We start from the raw sequence: 23,933 nt of genomic DNA, 5'->3' as shown, positions 1-23,933 counted from the left end.
ATCGTCCAGCGTCGATGGACGATGTCCGGGATTCAAGCAGCGCGCGAGTCGTCGCGGTTTTCTGCGCGCCGACTTCTGTGAGTCGAGGAGAAACGAACCGATCATCAGCCATGCCCCCGTGCCCCCCCGGGCGGCGAGGCGAGGACCCGCTGGGCGGATGCCGGCCCACCGGGACCATGCGGCGGCGTGCCGGCCGACCCGGCCCACGGCCCCAGGGCCCGGGCGCCCGTCACCGCGCCACCCCTCCCCAGTCGGATCTCCGGGCTCGGAGACCGCACATTGGCCTTTCGGAAGGATGGAAATGTCCAGGCCATATCCGCCCAGGCGGCACCGTGCATCGCTCGGTCCGCGGGCAGCGGGCGAGCACATGAAGGCGGTCGCCGTCGATCCGGTGCTCAGCGACCGGACGGTCCGCCACGAGCGGCGCACGCACCTGCCGCACCTCTCCGGCACGCTCTTCACCCGGACCGGGGCATGGCGTTGAGCGCGACCGCGGTGGACCACATGCGTCGGCGGCCCGGCACCGGCGGCCCGACGGTTCTGCACCTGACCCAGCCGGCCGACGGCGGGGTCGGCCGGGTCGTCGAGCAGTTGGTGTGCGCCCAGCTCCGGGCCGGCCTGCGGGTCGCGGTGGCCTGCCCGCCCGACGGGCCGCTCGCTCCGGCGGCGGCCCGGCACGGGGCCGGCGTCCACCCCTGGCACGCGGTTCGCAGCCCCTGGCCGCTGCTGGTCAGGGAGACCGCACAGGTCCGGGACGTGGTGGGGCGGGTCGGGCCGGACCTCGTGCATGCCCACAGCGCCAAGGCGGGCCTCGCCGGACGGCTTGCCGTGCGCGGCCGGATCCCCACCGTCTTCCAGCCGCACGCGTGGTCCTTCGAGGCGGTGGAGGGACCCGTCGGCGCCCTGGCCAGGTACTGGGAGCGGCACGCCGCACGCTGGTCGGACCGGGTGGTGTGTGTGAGCGACGCGGAGCGCCGCAGGGGCGAGAGGGCCGGGATCGCGGCCCGCTGGACCGTCGTGCGCAACGGGGTCGACCTCACCCACTACCGGCCCGGGCCGGCCGAGGAGGCGCGGGCGGCACTACCCGTCGTACGGGAACTGCCGGCCGGCATCCTCCTGGTTGTGTGCGCCGGACGGTTGTGCCGGCAGAAGGGCCAGGACGTGCTGCTGCGCGCCTGGTCCACTGTCGCCGCGCGATTCTCCGACGCCCGGCTCGTGCTCGTCGGCGACGGCCCCGACCACTCCGGGCTGCGGGCCGCAGCCGGACCCTCCGTGATCTTCGCCGGGCACGCGACGGACACCGCTCCCTGGTACCGCGCAGCCGACCTCGTCGTGCTGCCCTCACGCTGGGAGGGCATGGCACTGGCTCCCCTGGAGGCCATGGCCTGCGGACGGCCGGTCGTCGTCACCGACACCGACGGGGCCCGCGAGAGCCTGCCGCCGGGACACGACGTCTACTGCCTGGTCCCGAAGGAGGACCCTGAAGCGCTGACCGGGGCGCTCGTCCGGCTGCTCCGGGGAGAGCAGTTGCGCGAGACCTTGGGCCGACAGGCTCAGGAGCACGCTCGCGCGACCTACGACGTGCGGCGTACAGCCGAGGCCGTGACGCAGGTGTACCGCGAACTGCTCGGCCTGCCGCAAACCGAGTACGGGGAGCGCACCGGCCGATGACCGCGCACCCCAGCGACCCGACCCGGACCGTCGATCCTGTCCGGCAGTCCGCGCCCCTCCTGCCCCCGCCGCGCGGCGGTGTCCACGGCGCCAGCGCCGCACGGCCCGGCCGCAGCAAGGCCGCGCCCTCGCGCGGCCGGGTCTCGGCACCTTTGGTGGCGGTGGAGTTCGCCGCAGCCGCGGTCACCGCCACCGTCCCCGTCGATCTGCCGGCGTTCGCCCTCGTCCCCCTGGTGGGCTGCGCGGCGTTGCTCAACTACCAGGCCGGCTTGTACCGTCCGGGCCTGCGGCCGCGTGCCCTGGGCGAACTGCCCGCGCTGTGCGGTCGCGCCGCCCTCGCCTGGTGCGCGGCCGCCGCCGTCCTCGCCGCCGTACTGCCCGCGCACGCCCTGGGCTGGGCGGCGCTGCTCGTGGCCGTCGCCTGCCACACCGTGCTGGCCTGTACGGGGCGGGCCGCCGTGCACGGTGTACGGGCCAGGATGGCGATCAGACATCCGCGGTCCACGCTGATCGTCGGTACCGGGCAGCTCGCGGAGCGGGTCGCCGCGGTGCTGGGTGCGCGGGGCGAGTACGGGATGCGCCCCGTTGGGCTGGTGCGGGGGCGGCGCGAGGACGCGGCGGACGAGTGCCCGCTGCCGGTGCTCGGCACCCCGGAGGACGTCCACCGGGCCGTCATTCAGAACGCCGTTCGAGCCGTCGTCTTCACCGAGCCGCCGGATCCGTCGCAGGTGCGGCTCTTCGGTGAGTACGGGTGCGCGGTGTGGGCGCTGGACCCTCAGCCGGGGACGGGCATGGACGACCATCTGTGGGGTTACGCCTGCAGGCGCATCGACCCCGCACCCAGGCGGCTCGTGAACCGGGTCGCGAAGCGGGGTGTGGACGTACTCCTCTCCGCGTTCGCGCTGCTCGCCGTCAGCCCCGTACTGCTGCTGTGCGCCGCCGCCGTGCGGATCTGCGACGGTCCCGGCGTCCTCTTCCACCAGGAACGCCTCGGGTGTGGCGGACGCCCCTTCACCCTGCTGAAGTTCCGCTCGCTGCGGCCCGCCGACGCCGTCGAGTCCGCCACCCGGTGGAGCTGCGCCGGCGACGAGCTCATGAGCTGTGTCGGACGGTTCCTCCGGCGTACCTCGCTGGACGAACTGCCGCAGTTGTGGAACGTGCTCCGCGGCGACATGAGCCTGGTCGGACCGCGGCCCGAACGGCCCTACTTCGTCGCCCGGTTCAGCGCGCACGATCCGGGGTACGCCGCCCGGCACCGCATGCCTGTCGGGATCACCGGATTCGCGCAGGTCCACGGGTTGCGCGGGGACACCTCCATCGAGGACCGGGCCCGCTTCGACAACCACTACATCGACACGTGGTCGCTGTGGCAGGACCTGTGCATCATGCTGCGCACCGCGTGCTCGCTCTTCCGCCTCGGGGGGAGTTGACGTTGGCCGCCGTCCTCCCGGCCCCGCGGTCCGAGCCCCTCCGGGAGCTGGCACGCAGGACGCTGCCCATGGCACCCGTCCTGGCCGTCCTCGCGCTGCTGTCGGCGCCGCCCCTCGGCCCGGGTTATGCGAGCCTGGCCGACGTGGCGTCGGCGGCGCTGGTCGTGTGGTGCGCCACGCGACTGCTGCGGGAACGCGAGCGGCCGCTGACCGCCCGCGCCGCGCTCGTCCTCGGCGCGCCGGTGGCCGGACTGTCCGTCGCGGCGGTCACCTCGCTCGACGCGGGAGCGGGGCTGGTCGGCTTCGGCCGTTATCTGGAGGTCTTCGTGCTGGTCCCGGCCGCGTTGGTGCTCCTGCTGCGCGACGGGCGGGACTTCCGGGTGGTCGCCTGGGCGGTGGTGTCGCTGGCCGTGGCGCAGGGCGCGATCGGTGTGAGGCAGTACCAGACCGGCACCGGCGCCTCCTATGTCGGGCAGGACATCCGGGCCGTCGGCACCTTCGGACCTCAGGACGTCATGGGAATGGCGAACCTCGTCTCGAACGGGCTCGTCGTCGCCGTCGCTCTCGCCCTGGCCCCGCGCGCCTCACGCCGGCAGCGGTGCGCCGCGCTCGCCGCCGCCGCCGCGCTGGTGCCGCCTCTGGTGGTCTCCTTCAGCCGCGGCGCATGGATCGCCTCGGCGCTGGCCTGCGCGGTGGTGCTGCTGCTCGCCGGGATGCGGCGGGGCGTCGCGGTGCTGACCGCGCTCGCCGCCGCCGCGGTGGTGCTGATCGGCGGCTTCGGTGTCGGCTCGCAGGTCGTGGCGGAACGCGTCGGCAGCATCGGCCGGCTTGCCGCCGAGCCCGACCGTTCGGTCACCGACCGGTACACGCTGTGGGACGCTGCCCTCGGCATCTGGCGGGAACGCCCCGTCACCGGCGTCGGGTTGAAGGGCTTCCCCGCCCACCGTGACAGCCACGCCTCGCTCGCCCTCTCCTCCGCCAGCGACACCGCGGGCGCCGGCATGGGCTTCCGGCGCCAGGAACTGCTCTCCCCGCACAACATGTACCTGCTGGTCCTCAGCGAGCAGGGCCTGACCGGTCTGGTCGCGCTCGCCGGAAGCTGGGCCGCGGTGCTCGCGCTGGCCGTACGGAGGCTGGTGTCCGCACGACGACGCGGCCTCGACGCGGGCTGCGGGCCGGCCGCCGTAGGGCTCCTGGTCTGGCAGGCCGTCGACTTCTGCTACGCCGACATCGGCGGCCCGTCGACGGTGATGACGGCGATCACGCTGGGCCTGGCCGCCTGGTGGGCTCTGGCGGACACACGAACCGCCCCCGGCGCGGTGAACGGTGCCCCGCGGAGGTTCGCCGGGCTCCGCGCAGCCGATCCGCCCGCTCCGGCGTATGCGTGCGAGAGCGGGGTGGCAGGGCGATGACCACTGCCGACACGTTGCGCCTGCGCGTCACGGTGCGGACCGCGGCGGGCGGCGGGTTCCTGGCCAGAGCCGCCGCGGTGACCGCGTTGCTCACCGTGGCGGGGGCTCTGCTGGGACTGGTCCGGGACCAGACCATCGCGCACCTGTACGGGGCCGACGCGGTGACCGACGCGTTCCTCGTCGCGTGGACGGTGCCCGAGTTCGCGGCGACGCTGCTCGTCGAGGACGCCATGGCTCTCGTCCTCGTGCCCGCGTTCAGTCACGCTCTCGCGCGCCGGGCATGCCAACCCGGCGATGCCGTGAGGGACTTGCTCGGGGCGACCCTGCCCCGGCTGGCCGCGGGGCTCGCCGCCGTGGGCGGGCTGCTGCTCCTCGGAGCGCCGCTGCTGGTCCGCACGCTCGCGCCGGGGCTCGCCGAGCAGGGCCTCGCCGTGGACTGCACCCGGTTGATGGCGACCACCGTGTTCACCTTCGGGATCGTCGGCTACTTCAGCGCCGCGCTGCGCGCCCACCACCGGTTCTGGCCGCCCGCCGCGATCTACGTGGCGTACAACGCCGGGATCATCGGCACGATGATGCTCCTGCACGTCCGGTGGGGCGTACGGGCCGCCGCGGCCGGGGTCGCGTTCGGCGGGCTCGCCATGGTTCTCGTCCAGTTGCCCTCGTTCGTGAGGCACCTGCCGGTCCGCGAGGCGTTCCGGCGGGGACGGGCGGGCGGGCCCGTGCGGTCCGCCGCCGTGGTGCCGAACGCCGGACTGCTCGCGCCCGTCGTGTTCTTCACCCTGGCACGCCAGTCGCAGATCCTGGTCGAGCGCTTCTTCGGGTCCGGACTGCCGTCGGGCGCGATCTCCCACCTCACCTACGCGCAGAAGGTCGCGCAGATGCCGATGGTGCTGTCGCTGATGGTCTGCACCGTCACCTTCCCGGTGGTCGCGCGGGCGCTTGCCGGCGGCGACCACGAGCAGGCACGGCACCGCGTCGAACGCGACCTCACGCTCGCCACCGCGATCGTGCTGGTCGGGACCTGCGCCGTCGTCGCCTGCGCGCCGGGGATCGTCGAGATCCTGTTCCAGCGGGGTGCCTTCGGCGCCGGGGACACGGCGGCGACAGCCTCCGTGATGCGGGTGTACGCGCTCGGGCTGCTCGGGCACACCCTCGTCAGCGCGCTCGGCCGGGCCTTCTTCTGTGCGGCCCGGCCCACCTGGTACCCGGCCGGCGCCATGTGCCTCGGGCTCGTCGTCACCGGTGCCGGCAGCGCGCTCACGGTGCCCTTCTGCGGCGTCCGCGGCATCGCCGCCGCCGACGCCGCCGGGATCACCGTGACGGCCGTGGTGCTGCTGTGCGGGCTGCGCGCGCAGCAGCGCCGCGGCCGTCACGGTGTCCCGCGACGCGGCCGTCACGCCGCCGCGCGAGCCGGGCAGCCCATGCCCATCGGGGTGCGTCGCGTCGCCGGAGGACTGGCCAGACTCGTCGGGGCCGCCGCGACCGCGACCGCAGCCGGATGGGCAGTGACCGTCATAGTCCCGGGCGGGGCCGTTGTGACCACCCTGGCCGGCTGCCTCGCCGTCACCCTCGTCTTCCCCGCCGCGGCCGTCACCGTGCGCGCACCGGAAGTGCCGCGTCTGCTCCAGCTCGCCGAACGAAGGCTCCGCCATGAACTCTGATGTGCTGTCCGCTCCGCCCCACCGCACCGCCCGCACCACCGAAGCACCCGCACCCTGGGTGCTCATGTACCACTCCGTCGGCGACTGCACCGACGACCCGTACCGCATCACCGTCTCGCCGGACCGGCTCGGCCGGCAGCTCGCCTGGCTCCGCGCGCGCGGGCTGACCGGGGTGAGCGTGGCGCGGCTGCTCGCCGCCCGGCGCGAGGGACGGGCCGCGGGGCTGGTCGGTCTGACCTTCGACGACGGCTACGCCGACTTCCTCGACGCCGCCGTGCCGCTGCTGCGCCGGTACGCGTTCACAGCCACGGTATTCGTCCTGCCCGGCAGACTCGGCGGCCAGAACGACTGGGACCCGCTGGGCCCGCGCAAGCCGCTGCTGACGCCGGACGGCCTCCGCGCGGCCGCCGGGGCGGGCATGGAGATCGGCTCACACGGACTGCTGCACACCAGCCTCGCCGTGGCCGACGACGAGGAACTGCGCCGCGAGACCGCCGACAGCCGCAAGGTCATCGAGGCCGTCACAGGGGCGGCTCCCGACGGCTTCTGCTACCCGTACGGCCATGCCGACGCCCGTGCGGTCCAGGCGGTGCGGGCCGCCGGATACCGCTATGCCTGCGCCATCGCTCCCGGGCGTCTCGCCGGGCCGCACGCCCTGCCGCGCACCTACATCGGCGAGCAGGACACCGGGCCCCGCCTGCGCGCCAAACTCGTCCGCCAGCTGTGGCGGACCGTCAGGACGGCCGCCCGATGAAAGTGCTGCACATCATCACCGGCCTCGGCGTCGGCGGCGCCGAGCAGCAACTGCGCTTGCTGCTGCGCCACCTGGCGGTTCACGGCGTGGGCTCGGAGGTGATCGCGCTGACCAATCCCGGGCCCGTCGCGGACGGGATCCGGGACGACGGCACCCGGGTGACGTGCCTGGGCATGAACGGGAACCGGGACCTCGGGGCGCTGCCGAAGCTCGTCGCGCTGATCCGGCGCGAGCGGTACGACGTGGTGCACACTCACTTGTACCGCGCATGTGTGTACGGGCGGATCGCGGCCCGGCTTGCCGGTGTGCGGGCCGTCGTGGCCACCGAGCACTCCCTGGGCGACACGCACATCGAGGGGCGTCGCCTGACCCTCGGGGCCCGCGCCCTGTACCTGGGCACCGAACGACTCGGCGCGACCACCGTCGCCGTGTCACCGACGGTCGCCGACCGTCTCCGGCGCTGGGGTGTGCCGTCGCCCCGCGTGGAAGTCGTACCCAACGGCATCGACGCCGCGGCCTTCCGCTACTCGCCCGAGACGCGGCACGTGGTGCGGGCACGACTCGGGCTGCCCGAGGGCGCGTTCACCGTCGGGGGCGTCGGCCGACTCGTCGGCGGCAAGCGGTTCGACGAGTTGGTGCGGGCCGTCGCGCAGCTGCCCGAGGCGCGGTTGCTGCTGGTGGGTGGTGGTCCGGAGCGCGCCGCGCTGGAGGCGCTGGCCGCCCGCTCAGGGGTGCGGGACCGGGTGCTGCTGCTCGGGGAGCGCGCTCACGAGGTGACCCCGCCCAGTGGCGACGACCACGGCCGCCGCCCCGACCTGCCCGCTCTGCTGTCCGCCATGGACGTACTCGTCTCGCCCTGCCCGGAGGAGACGTTCGGCCTCGCCGTCATCGAAGGCCTGGCGGCCGGGCTCCCCGTGCTGCATGTGGCCTGTCCCGCCGTCGACGACCTGTTCGCGGACGCGGCTCCGGGCGCGCGGCGGATCCCCGGCGGGGCCGACCACATCGCCGGCGCGCTGCGGCGGCTGCATGCCGAGGGACCGCGGCGGCTGACCGTGCCGCCCGCCGTGCACCACTACGACATCGCCCGCAGTGCAGAGCGGCTCACCGCGGTCTACGAACACGTCGCCGCTCGCCCGATCCGACGTACGCGAGAAGTGAGCTCCGCATGACCGCTCTTGAGACCGAGCAGCAACCCAAGGGGAACGTCGGTGCCCGTGCCGACGGCCGTCGGCGGAAGTCCGGCGCCGCCCGCTTCGGGTTTTGGTGGCTGCTGCCCTGCGGCGTGGTCCTCGGCGCGGTCGCCGGCGCCGCCTACGGCCTGCTGCACACCCCCCGGTACGCGGCCACGAGCTATGTCGTCGTGGTGCCCACGAAGAAGTCGGATCCGGCCACCGCGCTCGGCTACGCCCAGGCCTACGGGCGGGTCGCCGTCCAGACCGCCGTGCTCGAGGGCGCGCAGGCCCGCGCCGGGGTGCCGGCGGACGTGCTGCGCGGCGCCGTGCAGGCCGCCACGTCCCCCGACGCCCCGATGATCGCCGTGACCGGGACCGCCACCGGGCCCCGTGGCGCCGCGGACCTCGCCAACGCGGTCGCGCGTGCGCTGGTCGCGAGCGGGCACCGGAAGGCGAGCGGTACCGGCGTCGACGTCAGGCAGTTCGTCGAGGCCGTACCGCCCACGTCGCCTGTGTCGGCATCGCCGGGCCTGGCCACCCTCGTCGGTGGCAGCGCGGGCGGTCTGCTCGGTGGGCTCGCCTTGCTGGTAGGGCCGCAGCGCGGGCCCCGTGGCGCCGTCCCGCACAATGCCCGTGCGGCCGTGCCGTCGCCGGCCGCGGCCCGGAGCGGGCAGCCTTCCTGGGTGGCCGGATGACGTCGCGCGGGAAGCAGGGGCGCGGACCGGGTCTAGTCGACGGGGTCGCCCGGTGTGCTCGGGTCATTCGCGCCGGACAGCATGGACCGGTACACCTTGGACGACTTCGGGTTCTGTCCGCACTGCCACACGCCGTGGGGACAATAGTCGGTGATCGTGTTGTACACCGGATGGTGCTCGTCGATCCAGGCCAGCATCCGGCGCATGTATTCGGGGTTGTCACCGTTGCGGAAAAGCCCCCATTCCGGGTACGAGATGGGCTTCCCGTGAGTCTCGGCGAATTCGACGTGGTAGCGCAGCCCGTACGGCGCTTCGACCTGCTCGTCAAACGTGTTCCCGGGAGGCTGGTCGTATGTGTCCATTCCGATGATGTCGACCGCGTCGTCTCCCGGGTAGCACTTCACCCATGGCACCGCGTCCGTTCCCCGGTTCGGCGCGAAATCGAAGCGGAACCTCTGCCCCGGCACGTCGCGCATGCCGTCCACGATGCGTCGCCAGTACGTTTTCCATGCCTCGGGGTCCGGACCGCAGCGGTGCGTGTACGTCGAGCCGTTCATCTCCCAGCCCAGCACGATCACGGTGTCCGGGACGCCGAGCTTCACCAGCCGCTCGGCCAGCGCGCGGAAGTGCCGGTCGAACGCGCCCTTCGCGCCCTGGGCCAGCAGCCCGCGCACCTCCTGGTCCGAGAGGTGGGCCTCGTTCCGCTCCATCATCGGCACGTTCAGGACGAACAGCCGGTCGGAGCGCTCCCGGCGCCACTGCGCCCAGGACTCCAGGAAGGACGGCCTGCCCTCGATGTTCGACCAGCGGTCGCCGGGCAGATAGGTGTGACCGACCTTCACCTCCGCGCCGCCCAGCCACTTCTGGAATTCGGACATGCGACGTACTCCGTCGGATCCGTAGTTCAGATAGGCGCCCATCGCGGGATGCGGCCCGGGAGCGTCGGAGGATGGCTCGAGCAATGTCGCCCCGGAAGCGAAGAAACAGGCGGCGACCACTCCGATACCGCCCACGGCCAGTCGTCGGGACGGACGGGACATGTGGACTCCTTAGCCGACGTGGATGCGAGGCAGCCAGCTGATGCTGCGGCACGTCAAAATACCTCTGCCCAGCCGATCGGAATTCTTCTCGTGGTCCGTTCATGCGGAATTTCCCCCCATCAGACCATCGGCTGAAGGAGCGAACCAGAAAATGCCCGCCTTCGACACCAGTGTGCCGGTGCTGCTGCTCCGGCTGGACCCGAATCCCTTCCACCACGGCACTCTTGGTGCCGTCAGATCGCTTGCGCGTGCCGGTATCGAGGTCCACGCCGTGGTCGAGTCACTGCACAGTCCGGTCGCCTTCTCCCGTCACCTGCACCGCGCCCATCGCGCGCCCGGGGATGCGAGCCTGCCCTCCGCACTGCTGGCGCTGCGTCAGATCGCCGACGAGATCGGACGGCCCGCGGTCCTCGTCGCCATGGACGACCTCGGCGCCATCGTCGCGGCCCGGCTGGCCGAGCCGCTGGCCGGCCGCTATCTGCTGCCCGGCCAGCCGCCCGGGCTGCCCGAACGTGTCGCGGACAAGGCGGAGCTGGCGAGGATCTGTGAGCGCCTGGGGATTCCGCATCCGGTCACCGTGGTCCCGGAGAGCGCCCGCCATGCCGTCACCGCCGCCCGGGATCTGGGACTTCCCGTGGTCGCCAAGTGGAGCCGCCCCTGGCTGCTGCCCCGGACACCGGGGCTGCGCAGCACGCTGCTCCTGCGGTCGCCGCACGAGGCGGGAGAGCTCTACGGCCACTTCCAGCGGGCCGGCAGCAGGCTGCTGCTCCAGAGCTACCTGCCCGAAAGCCCCGCGGGTGACTGGTTCTTCCACGGCTACGTCACGGGCCAGGGTACCTGTCTCGCCGGCGGGTCGGGCCGCAAGGACCGTGCCTGGCCGGTCGGCGCCGGCCTCACGGCCCTGGGCCGCTGGCTGTCCAACCCCGAGGTGGAGCGGACCGCCCGCCGTCTGGTCACCGCCCTTGGATACCGGGGCATCTTCGACCTGGACTTCCGGCGCGACCCGCTGACGGGCAGGTACCACCTGCTGGACTTCAACCCCCGCCCCGGCGCCCAGTTCCGGCTGTTCACGGACGCCCAGGGCCTGGACGTCGTTCGCGCCCTGCATCTGGACCTGACGGGCCGTCCGGTGCCGCCGTACGTCCCCGTGCCCGGCCGCGTCTTCGTCGTCGAACACTATTGGCTGCTGTCGTTGCTGACGTCCCTGCCGGCGGAGCGCCGTCGGCGGTGCGGAGGCGACGGCGGAGCGCCCGGCGCCGAGGCGGCCTGGTTCGCCGCCGACGACCCACTGCCCTTTCTCGCCGTGTCCGCCGCCTGGCTCCGCCACGGTGTCGTGAAAGGCCTCCGCCTGCCGGTCCGGGGCGCACAGCCCGGGCCCCCGCATCCCAGACGGCCGCCGCACCCCGTACCACCCCCGTCCGGGGCGCCCCGGGGCAGCACCGGGGACGACGACAACGCCTCGCTCAGCCTGTGACCGCAGAGAAAAGAGAATCCGTCATGTACGACCTCGTAGTCGTGGGCGCCGGCCCCTATGGACTGTCCATCGCCTCGCACGCCGCGGCCGCCGGGCTGCGGCTGTGCGTCCTGGGCAGGCCGATGGCCTCCTGGCGCGATCACATGCCGCGCGGCATGTTCCTCAAGTCGGAGCCGTGGGCATCGAACCTGTCCGATCCGACAGGCAGTTACGCTCTGGAGGCGTACTGCGGGCAACACGGACTGCAGTCCCGCCACGGCAAGCCGCTGCCCATCGACACGTTCACGGAGTACGGCCTGTGGTTCGCGGAGCACGCCGTACCCTTCGTCCGGGACCTCACCGTCACCTCCGTGCAACCCCACCGCGGTGGATTCCTGGTGACGACGGAGGAAGGCGAGACGGTCGAGTCCCGCACAGTGGCGCTCGCCATCGGCGTCATGCCCTTCGTCCACTACCCGGCGGAGCTCCTCCGCCTATCCCCCGAGCTGTACTCGCACAGCAGCTCGCACCGCGACCTCGCCCCGTTCGCCGGGAAGGACGTCACCGTCCTCGGCGGCGGACAGGCCGCCTTGGAGACGGCCGCCCTGCTGGCCGAGCACGGCGCCCACACCCGGGTGGTCGCCCGCGCGCGCGGGCTGAACTGGAACACCGTGCCGCTGCCGCTGGAGCGCGGCCGCTGGCAGTCCGTGCGCCACCCGCTGAGCGGACTCGGTTCCGGCTGGACCACCTGGGCGTGGGCCGAACTGCCCTGGTTCTTCCGCCTACTGCCCGCGGCGACGCGCGGGCGTATCGCGGGCACCGCCCTGGGGCCCGCGGGGGCCTGGTGGCTGCGGGAACGCTTCGAGTCCCGGGTGCCGGTCCTGCTCGGGCACCGGCTGCGCCGGGCGTCCGCCGCGGGCGGCCTGGCGCGTTTGGATTTCACCACCCCCGATGCGGAACGGTCCTCGTCGACCCTGATGACCGACCACGTCGTCGCGGCCACCGGCTTCCGCCCCGACCTTCGCCGACTGGGTCTGCTGGACCAGGACGTACAGCTGCGCCTGCGCACCGTCGGCCGGGCGGGCGCGACCCCCGAACTCAACGCGGGCTTCGAGTCCTCACTGCCCGGTCTCTTCTTCGCCGGACTGATGACGGCCCCCGCGTACGGTCCGGCGATGCGCTTCGTGCACGGGGCGACCTTCACGGCCGACCGCCTGCTCCTCGGGGTGCAGCGGCGTCTGCGGACCGGCCGGGCGTCCTACGCCATTCCACGCCCGGCCCGCGGCGAGTCGGCGCCCGCCGCGGACGTCAGCCAGGCGGCCTGGGCGCGGCACTCGGGTACTCGGCGCTGACCGGGTACATCGACGGACTGCGGCAAGCGGGACGGTGACCCTGTTGCTGGTCGCCCTGAAGGTGACGTTGCCGGGAGTCATGGCGGTGGCGATGTCGGTGGTCCTTCCCGTGGCGACGTCGGTCGCGGCCGTCGTGTACGTGGCGGTGCACGTTACGGCCACTGTGGGTACCAGCCTGGTGACCGGCAGTTCACGGTCGGAGTGCCGGGGCCGTCGTCGGTGACGCCGAGACCGTTGAGCTGCACCTGGCCGGTGTTGGTCACCTGACGACCCGCCCCGTGACGCAGCCGTCCGCCGACCCACGCCAGAGAGGTCGCCGATGGTGAGGTCGTGGCTGATGGTGTTGGCATGGAAGAGGTGGAGGGCGGCGACCGCGGCAACCCATCATCCCCAGGGCAACAACCAGGGGGTCCCACCATGGGTGGCGGAACCCCCTAAGGCTGCGCCGAAGTCAGCTGTTGCGAGTACCGACCAAGGGTAGTGCTTTCATTGGAAAATTAGAATTCTTCCTCTTGCCATTCGATGCACGTTGGAATCCGGCCACCGCCGCCGAGAAATTCCTTCACCGCCCGACGAACAAGCTCGATGGGAACTTCCGAGCCCGCCATAAACTCCCGCACATGCCCGAGGAGCATATATTCACCTATTCCACGATCCATCGAGCCTTTCGATACGAAATTTTCGTCGTCCGCGAGGGTCAGTGCACCCGCCTGGGCGACCCTGTCGACCCCGACCGCCAACTCGTGATCTCGATATCCCGATGGCAGCGTGGGGCGATCAAGCGAATAGACCACGGCGCAATTACGATCATGTCGCCCATTCAGCAAGAGCCGGGGACTCCACCGGGGGCTGGCACCGAATCCGTGCCCCGCGCGTTCAGGCGGCACCTACGGCGGCCCAGGGTCACCGCCGAGCCCCGCGAGAGCAGCGGTGAGGCGGTCAACCGCAAGCGCGTCGCCAGGATCATGCGGGTCTGCGGGATCGAGGGTTCCGGTTGCGTCGCCGGTACCGCACCACCGTCCCCGAACCGGCAGCCGCCAAGGCCACCCCGGATTTGATCGGCCGTGACTTCACCTCCCAGGTCCCGAACATGGAGTACGTCGGCGACATCACCTTCCTGCCCATCGAGGGCGGGAAGTTCTGCTGGCTGGGCACCGTCATCGACCTCGCCTCTCGACGCTTGGCCGGCTGGGCGATCGCCGACCACATGCGCGCGGACCTTGTCACCGACGCCTTGCCGGCGGCGGTCCGCACCCGCGGCAGCCTCGCCGGATCGATCATCGATCGCCTTCGAGAACGCCCTCCACCACACACCAACTACGCTCACACCAGCCGCATAACCCGTGTCCAGGATTCGGGGTTCAAGGCCCGTCTAGACTTCCGAGACCGACTGACGGAAGGCCGGCGCTATGCGGAGACTGCTCTACGGCATGAACCTGTCCCTGGACGGCTATGTCGCCGCACCCGGCGACGACCTCAGCTGGAGCGGGCCGAGCGACGAGCTGTTCCAGTGGTGGCTCGACCAGGAGCGGGCGATCAGCCTGTTGCTGTATGGGCGCAAGCTGTGGGAGACCATGAGCGCCTACTGGCCGACCGGCGACCAGCAGCCGGGCGCCACCCCAGCGCAGATCGAGTTCGCGCGGAACTGGCGGGACACGCCGAAGGTGGTGTTCTCCTCGACGGTCGACAAGGTCGACTGGAACACTCGCCTGGTCACCGGCGACGCGGTCGCGGAGATCACTCGGCTCAAGGCCGAGGACGGTGGGCCGATGAGGGTCGGTGGCGCAGCGCTCGCCGGGGCGGCGATGCGGGCCGGGCTGGTCGACGAGTACGCGATCGTCACCCATCCGGTCCTGGTGGGTAGCGGCACACCGTTCTTCACCGCGCTGGACAGCTGGGCGAACCTGAACCTGGTGGAGACACGGACGTTTCCCGGCGGCGTGGTCCTGACCAGGTACGAGACGAGGCGCTGAACGCGCTGGTCGAGCGGTGGGACATCGACGACGACCAGCGACGGATCGGGTCACGTCCACAGACCGTCGGCGAGCAGTTCGCGGTCGAACAACAGCCGCTGCGGGTATCGGAGCGGGTGCGGACGCTGCTGCGGGTCGCGCTGTACGCGGTCGCCCGTGACAGCGCAGTGCCGGAGCTGGCCTGAGTCGCAGCCGAGGGGTGTTCCCTCGCGCGCCTGCTCGGCCTCGGACAGGACCTGATGATCACCCGCACGCCGGCCCCGCGGACGGGACAGCAGCGCGTCCCGGCCACTCGCCTGCCACCTCGCCCACCACTTGTCCACGGCCCTGACCGACACCCTGAACAGGGCGGCAACCTCCGACCGGCCCCGGCCCTCCACCAGCGCGGATATCGGCAGCAAACGCACAGCCTCCTGCGCGTCCGGTGACCAGGTCCGCGCATCCCCCACCAGATCACTCACACACCGTCAACGCGCGCGAACACAAAGCGTTTCGGATCAATATGGCAGACAGACATCCCTCTGTCGCCTTGATTTTACGCATGCGGGCCGCGGTTTGATTCTCCAGATGGCGGCACGAAAGGACCCCGCCGGAAGAAGGTCCGACGGGATCCCTTTATCGCTACTTCAGGTCCCCCCAATCGATCTCCGGGTCTTCCGCAAAATCAATTATGGGAGGCCTGTCATAGCGTTGGCCGTTCATTTCACCGGGAACCCAATTGATGCACTCCGGGCGCTCACCTGTGGGCGCTGATGGGGACCTGGGCAATGTTACGCAGCCGTTCCACGGTTGCGTTGGTGATGCAGCTCTCGAAGGAGAAGTCGGCGAGGCTGTCGCGTGTGGCAGCGGCGGGGTTACTGAAGACCAGGCTCCAATGTTCGCACTGCAGGCGCGCCTTCGGCAGTACCTCTACGGCTGCGGAGAACCACACCGTCCCGGGCCCGTGGAACCCGGCGCAGCCGCAGCGTCACGCGACGACCCCGCCCGCGAACACGCAGGACAGACAGGGCGGACCACCAAGCCGATCAGCGACCGAATCCCGCTGACGAACCGAGGTCAAATTCGGGAGTCAACTCAATCCGCGTGTACCTGACTCACGTACAGAGAAATTCTGATGGGCGTGTCGTCGGGGTCAAGATGCATAAGCCCCAAGGTCACGTGAACGTTGACGACCTTCCAACATTCCGCGCATAGAAAAGGAAAGTCATCCTGGTCAAGCATTGGCGCCTCCGACTCGACCGAGCAATCCCGACGGAGTCGGGAAGCAATCCGGTCCGCCAGCTCCCGACAGTCTTGGATCTTTCCTTCATAGTCGTCGGCTACAGCCCCGGCACAGTCAGGCGAATCCCAATCGACCGGCCATTCCTTCAGCGTGACTCCGAGGGCCACACGATCCTGGTCATATGTGATGCCCAGGCGCAAGTCTCCCCGTCCCAAGCGCTTCGGGTACGGAAGCGACACCGAGCCAACGGGCTCCCAGCCCGTTTGGACAAGCCCAGATGATGCTTGCTCCGCGTCCCACGGACGCTCGAACCGTACAGCCAGACCTACCACCTGAACTACGCTCTCCAGATCGATATCGAGCATCATTTCATCCCCACTCCCGACACGTGAAAGACCTGCAGAGTCCCGCTTTCCATCTCCTCCGGGAACCACTCCCTGAAGACCGCCCGAAAAAATGCGGCACCCAGAGCTTTGTTTAGATCCAAGAGTCGCCGCGCTTGGTTGACAGTGGTGCTCTCATTAAAGACCGTGTCAGGATTGGAAGGATTATAGAGACTCCGGTCCCAGGCATTGGGAAGGTCCTCCCTCCCAGTCCATTTCGCCTCGATGATGAAGCCGGCCCTGGAAGGAGCCGCAGCATGACCACCGCCACCCCCAGCTGCTGACTGTGCCGGAAGTCATGGCACGACTCAAACTCGGCCGCTCCACCGTCTACGACCTCATCCGCTCCCGCCGCCTGCCCTCCCTCACGATCGGCCGCTCCCGCCGCATCCCGGCCTCCGCCCTCGACACGTACATCCGCCGTCACCTGGAGGAAGCCGCCTGATGCCCGCACCGCGCAAGAAAACTCGCGCCAGCGGCGAAGGCACCATCTACCAGCGCAAGGACGGCCGCTGGAAAGCCGCCGGATACGTACTGACCACCAACGGCACACGGAAGCGCGTCCGCGTGTACGGTTCGACTCGTCGAGAGGCTGCCGACAAGCTCACGGAGAAGATGGCCGCCAGCAACAGCGGCCACCCGGACACCTGCGCGACGCTGCTCCTGGAACAGGGCGTCCAACTCGTCACCATCAACGAACTGCTCGGCCACGCCAATATCGGCATCACCGCTCAGGTCTACGCCCACGTCCGCCTGCACCTCCAACACGACGCCATCAACCAACTCACGGACGTCCTCCGAGATGGCGACGACCCCGAAGACCCGCCGATGTCCACAGTCCCGCCCAACTGACCACACCACGCAGAGGCGCGGGGGCCCCCACGAACCATGGGGGGGGGTTCTGGGTGTCCGCTGCCGTTGCCGTCAGCGTTGCCGTCAAACGCTGCTGTGGCCCCGATCACTGCCTACATCGTCCCGAGGTGCTAAACCGTCGGAACCTTCGCGAGTTTATGAAAGGAGATCTGCTGCTCAACGACATCCGACAGTGCAGAGGGATCGGTAATTCGTTCTTCCAAGCCGGTGAGCCAGATGTCGCTTCCCTTCCAGTCCAGTGGTAGCCGGGACTTGGGCCACAAGTCCACCATCTGGCGCGCCAATCGAAGCCCGAGCTCGACCAGCGACGGTTCTCCTGCCGCGGCAGCAACGAGTACCCCGTCTTCGATTTCCCGCACCGCGGGCGGGAGGCCTCTCTCTTGCTGCAGGCCCACGTGTTCGTATAGCGCCTCGACGATACTTGAAATGGTCGGTGGCTCCTCCAACGACAACCTGCTCTGCGCGACAAGCCACCGAACAGCTGATTGATATTCGCCGGAGTGGCGTGCAAACGAAACGCTCTCTTGGATTCCGGAGGGAGTGACCATTCGCTGACCAAGCGTCAACGCGATGACCGGAAATTCTCGAACCAGTGCATGAATATGCGCAGTGGGAAAGTATCCGTCCCCTGTCGTTGTACGGTCCAGCGTCACACCCTGAACGACTGGACCGATACGTCGCAGCAATCGCAAGGGTCGCCATTCCGAAAACAAAGGGAGGGCCGCACCCCAATCAGAGGTGACACGCTTGGCGGTTGCCGTGTCAGACTTACTCACGGATTCACCTTAATTGTCACATTAACGCCCGGAACGTTGAGCGCGTTCTTATCAGCCTGCGCCTTACCGATTCCCCACCCGCCCGGGCTGTTTTACCTCGGTCCAGGTCGCCTCCTTCCATGCGGTGACGGCCTGATCGTCGCGTTCGGCGACCCGTCGTGCGGGGACCTGTGGGCTGAAGCCGAGCCGGTGCATCAGCCGTGTCGCACCCGAGACGCTGTAGGAGACGTGGAACTTCCGGCCGATCAGGCTGGCCACCCTCGCGGCGGTCCACACCTCCGCAACAAAGCAAAGAGCCCTGCTGGAAACAAATCCGACAGGGCTCTTATTTGCTATCTAGAGATCACTACCCGATGAAGCCGTGAGCCCTTGCTTCCAACGTTGCTCGCAGAATTCTGCAGGAACCTCTTCGATACGCAGATCCTTATTTTTTTCAAGCTCCGGCCACGACGGAACGGGCTCCGAGCTGAGTTCAACCCCGCCCCGCTTCCGGTGCTCCCGGTCAACACAGACGAGTCGGCCGTCCATGTACTGAGCCACTTTGCGCAACTCATACCCGTCCACCCCGACCTCTGTGACGAACTCAAACGGTTGATCGTCACTTTCCGCCAGAAGATCATTGGCGATCAAGTACCACGGCCTGGACTCCGCACCATGCCTCCGCCGGAGTCGAGCAGCCAGCGTCTGCTGACGTTGAAACGTGCGACGGCGTACGCAGTTCGCTGCCGCCGACGACTCACAAACGGGCCAGGTGCAGTGCAGACCACAAGGCCCGGAAGGGCGCCATCCAAGCACTGTCGCCACCTTCGACAGCTCAGCCGTCATCGCAGAGCTGGCCAAAGCCAGCTGATCAGCGCGTTGAATGACCGCCATCGGGTCGCGTTCCCTCGAAGCCAGAGCACGCTCATCCTCCCGCTGAGCACTGCGCTCACGCTCCGCGAAGTCAGCGATGACCGGAGGCGTCAGCACCTGCATCTGATCATTCGGCAGACGGGTCAGTGCGCTCCACACCACGACCGCCTGCTCCGAGACCCTCGCATTCGCCGAATATGTGTGCGCCTGCCCGGCTCCAACTGCGACCAAGGCGAGACCGGCGACGCTCTGCTCAAAGAAAGCCGGACGGTCGAAATCTTGCAACGTACCGACTGCCTCACAGAATTCGTCGAGACTGATCAGAACGCTGTCCGTGATCTCTCCGGAGCCCAGGCAGCCGCGAATAACATCGTCGACCGACTGTCGCACCGGCGACTCGAGAACGTCCAGCAGTGGCAAAAAGCGCATCAGACACAAGGCGTCGCCGATCACAATATTTTCTCGCATCTCACCAGCTCACACAATCATCTGGAGTAGCGCTTCCGGTTGACCGCTGCTCGAAACTCGGAATAACCCTCTTCTGCAAAGATCTTGCCGATTGCATCAAGCATCTCCATCCCCCTGAAGAGAAGCGCCCCGTAGCAATTTCGTGTTGTACAGAACCTTCCGCTGGAAGTGATTCCCATCATCTCGTAATCACCACCCGCGTCATTCAGGCTTTCAAGATGACTACATATGCTCTCCTCGGCATGTCCGACGTCCGGAACGATGGTGTGACCGGAAAGTGCATCCGCCACCTCGTCCGACATCGGTGATTGCGATCTCAACGCCGCCCAGTCCTCAATTTTCTGCGTTTTGTTATTCCACACCTTGGCGAGCGCGAGCGTAGATCGCTTGTCCGCCACCTTCTCAAACGTCCTATACGTCTTGTTGTACATCCGCGCCATGTCGCCGTGATCAATAGCGCAATTGTGGACGAGGACCGGCGTGTCACCTGCCTCCACATAGTACGTGTGCTATGCGACCCCTCTCTACCTGCGTTTTCGCAGGTCAAGCGGTATTCAGTGGTCCGCTGAGGCGCGGGTTCGGCCGGGGCTGTTCGTGGTTGTTGCCGTCACTACTGCCGTCAAGGGTCTAGACCAATCAGGCAGGCCCGGTAACCTCCGCGGTTCGGCAGGCGGCCGCCGAGGCGACCCTCGACAGGCGTGCGGCCAGCTGGTGCGTCGATCAGTCTCGCAGCGCGGGGCCCAGGGCGGGAGGGGTCGGCCTGCGACGGGCGGCCGGGAGCTTCGCTCCCGCCGGAGGCAGCGCCGGCCACCGCCCTCGGTGAGTCCGGAGACGGACGTGAAGGGTCGGCCCCCTGGTCGACCCTTGCCTGCGATCCGGCCGTAGGACGGTCGTCGGTGACAACTTGCTCCGTCACGAGCCCAGTTACGGTCAGCCCGGCGACCAGGCCGATTGCCGCTCCGGCAGCCCCGGATCACCCCCGACTGCCTGGGCGGCTCGCCACCTTGCGGCGTAGCTGGCTTCCCGATTGAACGGCGGGCTTGTCGGCAACGGCGGCCGGCTCCGGCGGGCGGGGCCCGCCTTGAACCTCGTAGAGAAAATCTGAACGCAGGCCCCGGGCCGCCCCGGGCCGCCCGGCGCGGCAGGTCAGCGGCCCCGCTCGCCGCCACCCGTCTCCAGCGCCTCGACACGGGCGCGAAGGTCGACCAGCTGCTCGACGGCCTCAGCCAGTGCCCGTTCGAGCGTTTCGACGCGAGCTGCCGTCCCGCCGACGGGGGCCGTCGCCTCCGAGCCGTCGAAGTCATCAGCGTCGTCGGCTACGTGATCGTGGTGGGCGACGAAAGCGCCCTTGCCGGGACGGGAGACCGCCCACCCGTCCTGCTTCAGCAGGGTCATGGCCTTCTGCACGGTCAGGCTCGACGCCCCGAACTCCCGCATCAGCACGGCCTGCGTCGGCAGCGCGTCCCCCGGCCGCAGCCCACCGGAGCGGATCCGCTCACGCAGGGTCTCGGCGATCACCTCGAACGTCAGCTGCACCCCGCTGCCCGCCGGCCTGCGCCCACGCCGCCCCACGACCGTCACCGCAGTTCACCCCGTCCTTCGCGCCCTCTACCACCGGAATCCGGCCCGTCCAAACCCGCAAACCGGCCCCACACTACCCGCGCCGATCATCACCAGAAACAGATCAGGAGGGATGCACTTGAATGCGCCCGTGAAGCGGTGCTACCGTCACGCACCGCCGGTGATCAACACCGTGCCCGCCGCTCGGACCAGCTGGCCCTGGCCCCCGCGCCCGCCCTGCGGCGCCTCCCTTCCCCTGTGAGCCGGTAAACCCGGCTGCCACGACGCCGTCTTCGTCGTCCCCGCTCTCTCCCTTCTCCCGCCGAAGGTCTCTCCCGCATGCCCGCACAGCTCCAACTCCCATCCCCCGCTGCCACTTTCATCCCGACCACCTGGGCGTTCACCGCGCCAGCCGGCACCACCACCCCGACCCACAACACCACCGACGCATCCGCCAGTCAGCGATCGGCGCTGGAGCGCCGCGCCCGGCTCACCGCCAAGCTGGCCAAGCTCGCCGCCACCGGCCAACTCGCACCCCTCGCACGGCAGATAGCCGGACTCGGCGGCTGCGCGCACCCGATCCGTCTTACCGGCCACCGCACCCGTCTGGACAGTGCGACCGGCGAGATTCTCGACCACTTCGACTCCGGCAGGCTCCCGGCGGGCGAACTGCTGGTTCGCTGCGGCAACCGCCGCGCCACCCGCTGCCCCGCCTGCTCCACCGTCTACCGCTACGACACCTACCAGCTCATCACCGCAGGCCTTCGCGGCGGCAAGACCGTCCCCACCAGCGTCGCCGCACACCCCCGCGTGTTCGCCACCCTCACCGCACCCGGCTTCGGCCCCGTCCACAACCAGCCCGACACCGGCCGCTGCCACTGCGGCCACACCCACCCCGACGACGACCGGCTGCTGGGCACCCCGCTCGACCCCGACCGCTACGACTACGCGGGCGCGGTGCTGTGGAACGCGCACGCCCCCGCCCTGTGGGCCCGCTTCACCACCCACCTGCGCCGCGAGATCGCCAAGGCCGCGGGGCTGACGCAGCGGGCCCTGCGCGATCACGCCACGCTCTCCTACGCGAAGGTCGCCGAGTACCAGAAACGGGGCCAGGTCCACTTCCACGCCGTCATCCGCCTCGACGGACCCACCGGCCCCACCAGCACCCCGCCCGCCTGGGCCACGACCCAACTCCTCGACCACGCCGTCCGCACCGCCGCCACACGCACCCGCGTCCACCACGAGGGCGAACCACCGAAGCAACCACAGCCCGCCAAGGACACCCACTCGTCCCAGCCCCAAGGGTCAGACCAGGCAGGGCGGTTGGTGTTCCGGTTCGGGCGGCAGATCGACGTCCGCGCAATCCGCGGCACCGACTTCACCGGCGACGGCCCCGTCACCGAGCGGCACGTCGCCGCCTACATCGCCAAGTACGCCACCAAAGGCGCCGAGACCACCACCGGCACCCTCGACCGCCGCCTCCACTTCCTCGCCGAACTCTCCGCCTACGACATCACCGACCACGCCCGCCACATGATCCACACAGCCTGGCACCTCGCCACCAAACGCCGACACGACCACCTCCGCCTGCGCCAGTGGGCCCACATGCTCGGCTTCCGAGGCCACTTCTCCACCCGCACCCGCCACTACTCCACCACCCTCGCCCACCTCCGAGCCCAACGCACCACCTGGCGAACCAGCCACCCCGACATCCAGACCCCCGCCCCTGCGTCGGCTCAGACGCAGGCCGGTCAGACGGGCGGCAATCCGGTCGGTGACCGCGCCGGACACTCCACCGATCTGGCTGCCGGTCACCGCAACATCGGCGGTCAGCACGTGGACTCGGACACCACGCTGGTCATCTCCCACTGGCAGTAGGGACAGCGGCACGGCCAGCATCCGACGCACCCTCCAACGCACCACCGGCCGGGGCCTGGCCACCCTGCCGACCAAGACCATCAGCTCGGAGCGGCGCATCGCCCTGCCGGCCTCCTGTGTCACATCGCTCCGCGCACACCGCGAGCGGCAGGCCAGGGAGCGAGACCGGGCGGGCTCGGTGCGGCAGGGCAGCGGGCACGTCTTCACGCGGCCGGACGGGCACCCGATCGAGCCCGCTACGCTCACCCGGCACTTCAACGCCCTGCTCCGCGAAGCTCGCCTGCGGCCGATTCGGTTTCACGACCTCCGCCACTCGACCGCGACGCTGCTCTTGGAGCAGGGCGTCGAACTCGTCGTCATCAAGGAGCTACTGGGACACGCCCACATCGGCGTGACCGCCACGGTCTACGCCCACGTCCGACTCCGCCTCCAGCGCCAGGCCATCGACCTTCTCGGACACGCCCCCGGCAGCATCCCCGAGACCACGACAGAGCCCGACAACGGCGACGACCCACCGCTTCGTGCAGCACCCGTCCGCTGACGTTGCCGTCAACTACTGCCGTCAGACACCGCAGAGGCCCCGTCGATCTACCGATCGACGGGGCCTCGCGCGTGGCCGTCTATACGGCTGGTTAGCCGTTCGTGAACACTGCCAAATTTCAGCGAAGCGCCTATACCACGTCCACCCAGATTCTCTTTAGGAAGCCCCACGGTCCTCCGGATAGAATCTACAGTGAAAGCCCTGCTCAGCGCCCACCCTATTCCATCGACCAGCGAATAAACGGAGTAGGCCTAGATGCCGTTGCCAAGAGCTGAAAGCTAGAGGCTGTCGCACCCGTCTCTTCGCTTCAGTTCAGATCATCGGGTCCTGTAGCCAAACCGGGCCAATATCATTAAAAGAGGGGGGTATCATCATCTACCGCAGATGCATTAATCGCTCGGCCCCCCACCCGCTTCTCGACCGGCCAGCGATCATCGATAACGAGTGCAGCAGATTTGCATTCGCTGCACGCATTAAACCACCCCATGATCCAGGGGTATGGTGAGGGGGTCATATCTTCGAGATGAATCCCACAGAGTGTCGATCCAAAGAATCCGTAGGCATGTGAGACGTCCTCTGGCAATCCATCGGAACGCGCGACTTCCCATCGCGTATCCGGCGAGAGATACACAGGCTTCACCTCCCGGCCATCACTCCAAGTGCTGTTCAATGCAAAGCACCAGGAACAGACCGATCGCCGCTCGGAGACGCGTTCATAATTCGATACCGACAGCGGCCGCGTCCGGCTTCCGCAAATCTCGCAC

At 69.5% G+C, this 23,933-nt stretch carries 20 protein-coding genes and 5 pseudogenes; 17 read left to right on the top strand and 8 right to left on the bottom strand.

The features are described 5' to 3' along the window. Positions 1–301: 301 nt before the first annotated feature. The 8 genes from ACWDAS_RS34435 (at position 302) to ACWDAS_RS34400 (ending at position 8,798) form a co-directional block, all read left to right on the top strand. On the top strand, positions 302–484 hold the full coding sequence (locus tag ACWDAS_RS34435) for a hypothetical protein (protein ID WP_450398721.1): 183 nt from the start codon (positions 302–304) through the stop codon (positions 482–484). After that, positions 475–1,671, top strand: coding sequence for a glycosyltransferase (locus ACWDAS_RS34430; protein ID WP_450398719.1), 1,197 nt, complete (start codon positions 475–477; stop codon positions 1,669–1,671). The genes ACWDAS_RS34435 and ACWDAS_RS34430 overlap by 10 nt, the downstream gene beginning before the upstream one ends. Next, a complete protein-coding gene (locus ACWDAS_RS34425; protein ID WP_450398718.1) occupies positions 1,668–3,101 on the top strand; it encodes a sugar transferase in 1,434 nt (477 codons plus the stop codon). Before ACWDAS_RS34430 ends, ACWDAS_RS34425 begins: the two co-directional genes overlap by 4 nt. A gap of 68 nt (positions 3,102–3,169) precedes the next feature. Next, a complete protein-coding gene (locus tag ACWDAS_RS34420) occupies positions 3,170–4,513 on the top strand; it encodes an O-antigen ligase family protein (RefSeq protein ID WP_450398717.1) in 1,344 nt (447 codons plus the stop codon). After that, a complete protein-coding gene (gene murJ, locus ACWDAS_RS34415; protein WP_450398716.1) occupies positions 4,510–6,177 on the top strand; it encodes a murein biosynthesis integral membrane protein MurJ in 1,668 nt (555 codons plus the stop codon). The genes ACWDAS_RS34420 and murJ overlap by 4 nt, the downstream gene beginning before the upstream one ends. Continuing rightward, positions 6,167–6,931, top strand: a complete 765-nt coding sequence (locus ACWDAS_RS34410) for a polysaccharide deacetylase family protein (protein ID WP_450398715.1) — start codon at positions 6,167–6,169, stop codon at positions 6,929–6,931. Before murJ ends, ACWDAS_RS34410 begins: the two co-directional genes overlap by 11 nt. Further along, entirely contained in the window at positions 6,928–8,100 is a 1,173-nt protein-coding gene (locus ACWDAS_RS34405) for a glycosyltransferase (protein WP_450398713.1), read from the top strand. Before ACWDAS_RS34410 ends, ACWDAS_RS34405 begins: the two co-directional genes overlap by 4 nt. Next, entirely contained in the window at positions 8,097–8,798 is a 702-nt protein-coding gene (locus tag ACWDAS_RS34400) for a lipopolysaccharide biosynthesis protein (RefSeq protein WP_450398712.1), read from the top strand. The genes ACWDAS_RS34405 and ACWDAS_RS34400 overlap by 4 nt, the downstream gene beginning before the upstream one ends. 41 nt (positions 8,799–8,839) lie before the next feature. On the opposite strand, the pseudogene ACWDAS_RS34395 reads toward ACWDAS_RS34400, so the two are convergent. Next, positions 8,840–9,838, bottom strand: a pseudogene (locus ACWDAS_RS34395) (glycoside hydrolase family 26 protein); the annotation flags it as partial. A gap of 151 nt (positions 9,839–9,989) precedes the next feature. Here ACWDAS_RS34395 and ACWDAS_RS34390 point away from each other — a divergent pair. Further along, positions 9,990–11,312, top strand: coding sequence for a carboxylate--amine ligase (locus ACWDAS_RS34390; RefSeq protein ID WP_450398710.1), 1,323 nt, complete (start codon positions 9,990–9,992; stop codon positions 11,310–11,312). A gap of 23 nt (positions 11,313–11,335) precedes the next feature. Further along, complete coding sequence (locus ACWDAS_RS34385) at positions 11,336–12,643, top strand: NAD(P)-binding domain-containing protein (protein ID WP_450398708.1); 1,308 nt, start codon at positions 11,336–11,338, stop codon at positions 12,641–12,643. 497 nt (positions 12,644–13,140) lie between these two features. On the opposite strand, the gene ACWDAS_RS34380 is transcribed toward ACWDAS_RS34385, so the two are convergent. Further along, positions 13,141–13,437, bottom strand: coding sequence for an Imm1 family immunity protein (locus ACWDAS_RS34380; protein WP_450398707.1), 297 nt, complete (start codon positions 13,435–13,437; stop codon positions 13,141–13,143). 88 nt (positions 13,438–13,525) lie between these two features. Between ACWDAS_RS34380 and ACWDAS_RS34375 the strand changes: the two are divergent. Both ACWDAS_RS34375 and ACWDAS_RS34370 read left to right on the top strand, forming a co-directional pair. Further along, positions 13,526–13,922: pseudogene (locus ACWDAS_RS34375) on the top strand (DDE-type integrase/transposase/recombinase); the annotation flags it as partial. A 130-nt stretch (positions 13,923–14,052) separates the two neighbouring features. After that, a complete protein-coding gene (locus ACWDAS_RS34370) occupies positions 14,053–14,616 on the top strand; it encodes a dihydrofolate reductase family protein (protein ID WP_450398706.1) in 564 nt (187 codons plus the stop codon). A 50-nt stretch (positions 14,617–14,666) separates the two neighbouring features. Here the strand turns inward: ACWDAS_RS34370 and ACWDAS_RS34365 are convergent, their stop codons facing one another. Next, on the bottom strand, positions 14,667–15,017 hold the full coding sequence (locus ACWDAS_RS34365; RefSeq protein WP_450398705.1) for a helix-turn-helix domain-containing protein: 351 nt from the start codon (positions 15,015–15,017) through the stop codon (positions 14,667–14,669). A gap of 1,502 nt (positions 15,018–16,519) precedes the next feature. On the opposite strand from ACWDAS_RS34365, the gene ACWDAS_RS34360 reads away from it, so the two are divergent. From ACWDAS_RS34360 to ACWDAS_RS34350, 3 genes and pseudogenes are all read left to right on the top strand, one after another. Next, on the top strand, positions 16,520–16,666 hold the full coding sequence (locus ACWDAS_RS34360; protein WP_450398703.1) for a helix-turn-helix domain-containing protein: 147 nt from the start codon (positions 16,520–16,522) through the stop codon (positions 16,664–16,666). Next, positions 16,666–16,863, top strand: a pseudogene (locus ACWDAS_RS34355) (site-specific integrase); the annotation flags it as partial. The gene ACWDAS_RS34360 and the pseudogene ACWDAS_RS34355, both read left to right, overlap by 1 nt. Then, a complete protein-coding gene (locus ACWDAS_RS34350; protein WP_450398768.1) occupies positions 16,837–17,073 on the top strand; it encodes a tyrosine-type recombinase/integrase in 237 nt (78 codons plus the stop codon). The pseudogene ACWDAS_RS34355 and the gene ACWDAS_RS34350, both read left to right, overlap by 27 nt. 131 nt (positions 17,074–17,204) lie before the next feature. Here the strand turns inward: ACWDAS_RS34350 and ACWDAS_RS34345 are convergent, their stop codons facing one another. The 5 genes and pseudogenes from ACWDAS_RS34345 to ACWDAS_RS34325 all read right to left on the bottom strand — a co-directional run bounded on the left by ACWDAS_RS34345 (position 17,205) and on the right by ACWDAS_RS34325 (position 20,771). Then, positions 17,205–17,870: a hypothetical protein gene (locus ACWDAS_RS34345; RefSeq protein ID WP_450398702.1), complete on the bottom strand. Its 666-nt coding sequence runs from the start codon at positions 17,868–17,870 to the stop codon at positions 17,205–17,207. Between the two features lie 78 nt (positions 17,871–17,948). Further along, a pseudogene (locus tag ACWDAS_RS34340) lies at positions 17,949–18,149 on the bottom strand (helix-turn-helix domain-containing protein); the annotation flags it as partial. Between the two features lie 57 nt (positions 18,150–18,206). Then, a complete protein-coding gene (locus ACWDAS_RS34335) occupies positions 18,207–19,190 on the bottom strand; it encodes a DUF6881 domain-containing protein (protein ID WP_450398700.1) in 984 nt (327 codons plus the stop codon). A gap of 17 nt (positions 19,191–19,207) precedes the next feature. Beyond that, complete coding sequence (locus ACWDAS_RS34330) at positions 19,208–19,687, bottom strand: hypothetical protein (RefSeq protein WP_450398699.1); 480 nt, start codon at positions 19,685–19,687, stop codon at positions 19,208–19,210. Positions 19,688–20,336: 649 nt separating this feature from the next. Beyond that, a complete protein-coding gene (locus tag ACWDAS_RS34325; protein ID WP_450398697.1) occupies positions 20,337–20,771 on the bottom strand; it encodes a winged helix-turn-helix domain-containing protein in 435 nt (144 codons plus the stop codon). A gap of 318 nt (positions 20,772–21,089) precedes the next feature. Here ACWDAS_RS34325 and ACWDAS_RS34320 point away from each other — a divergent pair, with 318 nt between their 5' ends. Both ACWDAS_RS34320 and ACWDAS_RS34315 read left to right on the top strand, forming a co-directional pair. Next, positions 21,090–22,628: a replication initiator gene (locus tag ACWDAS_RS34320; RefSeq protein WP_450398695.1), complete on the top strand. Its 1,539-nt coding sequence runs from the start codon at positions 21,090–21,092 to the stop codon at positions 22,626–22,628. A gap of 1 nt (position 22,629) precedes the next feature. After that, positions 22,630–23,169: pseudogene (locus ACWDAS_RS34315) on the top strand (site-specific integrase); the annotation flags it as partial. Positions 23,170–23,933 lie beyond the last annotated feature (764 nt).

Source organism: Streptomyces sp. NPDC001070 (assembly GCF_053598835.1).
The sequence above is the reverse complement of the archived record's forward strand: the minus strand, read 5'-3'. Positions and strand labels throughout refer to the sequence as shown.

Bases quoted from the DNA above. Each gene is read 5' to 3' on its own strand.
- murJ (WP_450398716.1), top strand. From the start codon at position 4,510: ATGACCACTGCCGACACGTTGCGCCTGCGCGTCACGGTGCGGACCGCG.
- ACWDAS_RS34420 (WP_450398717.1), top strand. From the start codon at position 3,170: ATGGCACCCGTCCTGGCCGTCCTCGCGCTGCTGTCGGCGCCGCCCCTC.
- ACWDAS_RS34410 (WP_450398715.1), top strand. From the start codon at position 6,167: ATGAACTCTGATGTGCTGTCCGCTCCGCCCCACCGCACCGCCCGCACC.
- ACWDAS_RS34400 (WP_450398712.1), top strand. From the start codon at position 8,097: ATGACCGCTCTTGAGACCGAGCAGCAACCCAAGGGGAACGTCGGTGCC.
- ACWDAS_RS34405 (WP_450398713.1), top strand. From the start codon at position 6,928: ATGAAAGTGCTGCACATCATCACCGGCCTCGGCGTCGGCGGCGCCGAG.
- ACWDAS_RS34350 (WP_450398768.1), top strand. From the start codon at position 16,837: ATGGCCGCCAGCAACAGCGGCCACCCGGACACCTGCGCGACGCTGCTC.
- ACWDAS_RS34425 (WP_450398718.1), top strand. From the start codon at position 1,668: ATGACCGCGCACCCCAGCGACCCGACCCGGACCGTCGATCCTGTCCGG.
- ACWDAS_RS34370 (WP_450398706.1), top strand. From the start codon at position 14,053: ATGCGGAGACTGCTCTACGGCATGAACCTGTCCCTGGACGGCTATGTC.
- ACWDAS_RS34335 (WP_450398700.1), bottom strand. From the start codon at position 19,190: ATGCGAGAAAATATTGTGATCGGCGACGCCTTGTGTCTGATGCGCTTT.
- ACWDAS_RS34320 (WP_450398695.1), top strand. From the start codon at position 21,090: ATGCCCGCACAGCTCCAACTCCCATCCCCCGCTGCCACTTTCATCCCG.
- ACWDAS_RS34390 (WP_450398710.1), top strand. From the start codon at position 9,990: ATGCCCGCCTTCGACACCAGTGTGCCGGTGCTGCTGCTCCGGCTGGAC.
- ACWDAS_RS34435 (WP_450398721.1), top strand. From the start codon at position 302: ATGTCCAGGCCATATCCGCCCAGGCGGCACCGTGCATCGCTCGGTCCG.
- ACWDAS_RS34430 (WP_450398719.1), top strand. From the start codon at position 475: ATGGCGTTGAGCGCGACCGCGGTGGACCACATGCGTCGGCGGCCCGGC.
- ACWDAS_RS34385 (WP_450398708.1), top strand. From the start codon at position 11,336: ATGTACGACCTCGTAGTCGTGGGCGCCGGCCCCTATGGACTGTCCATC.
- ACWDAS_RS34360 (WP_450398703.1), top strand. From the start codon at position 16,520: ATGGCACGACTCAAACTCGGCCGCTCCACCGTCTACGACCTCATCCGC.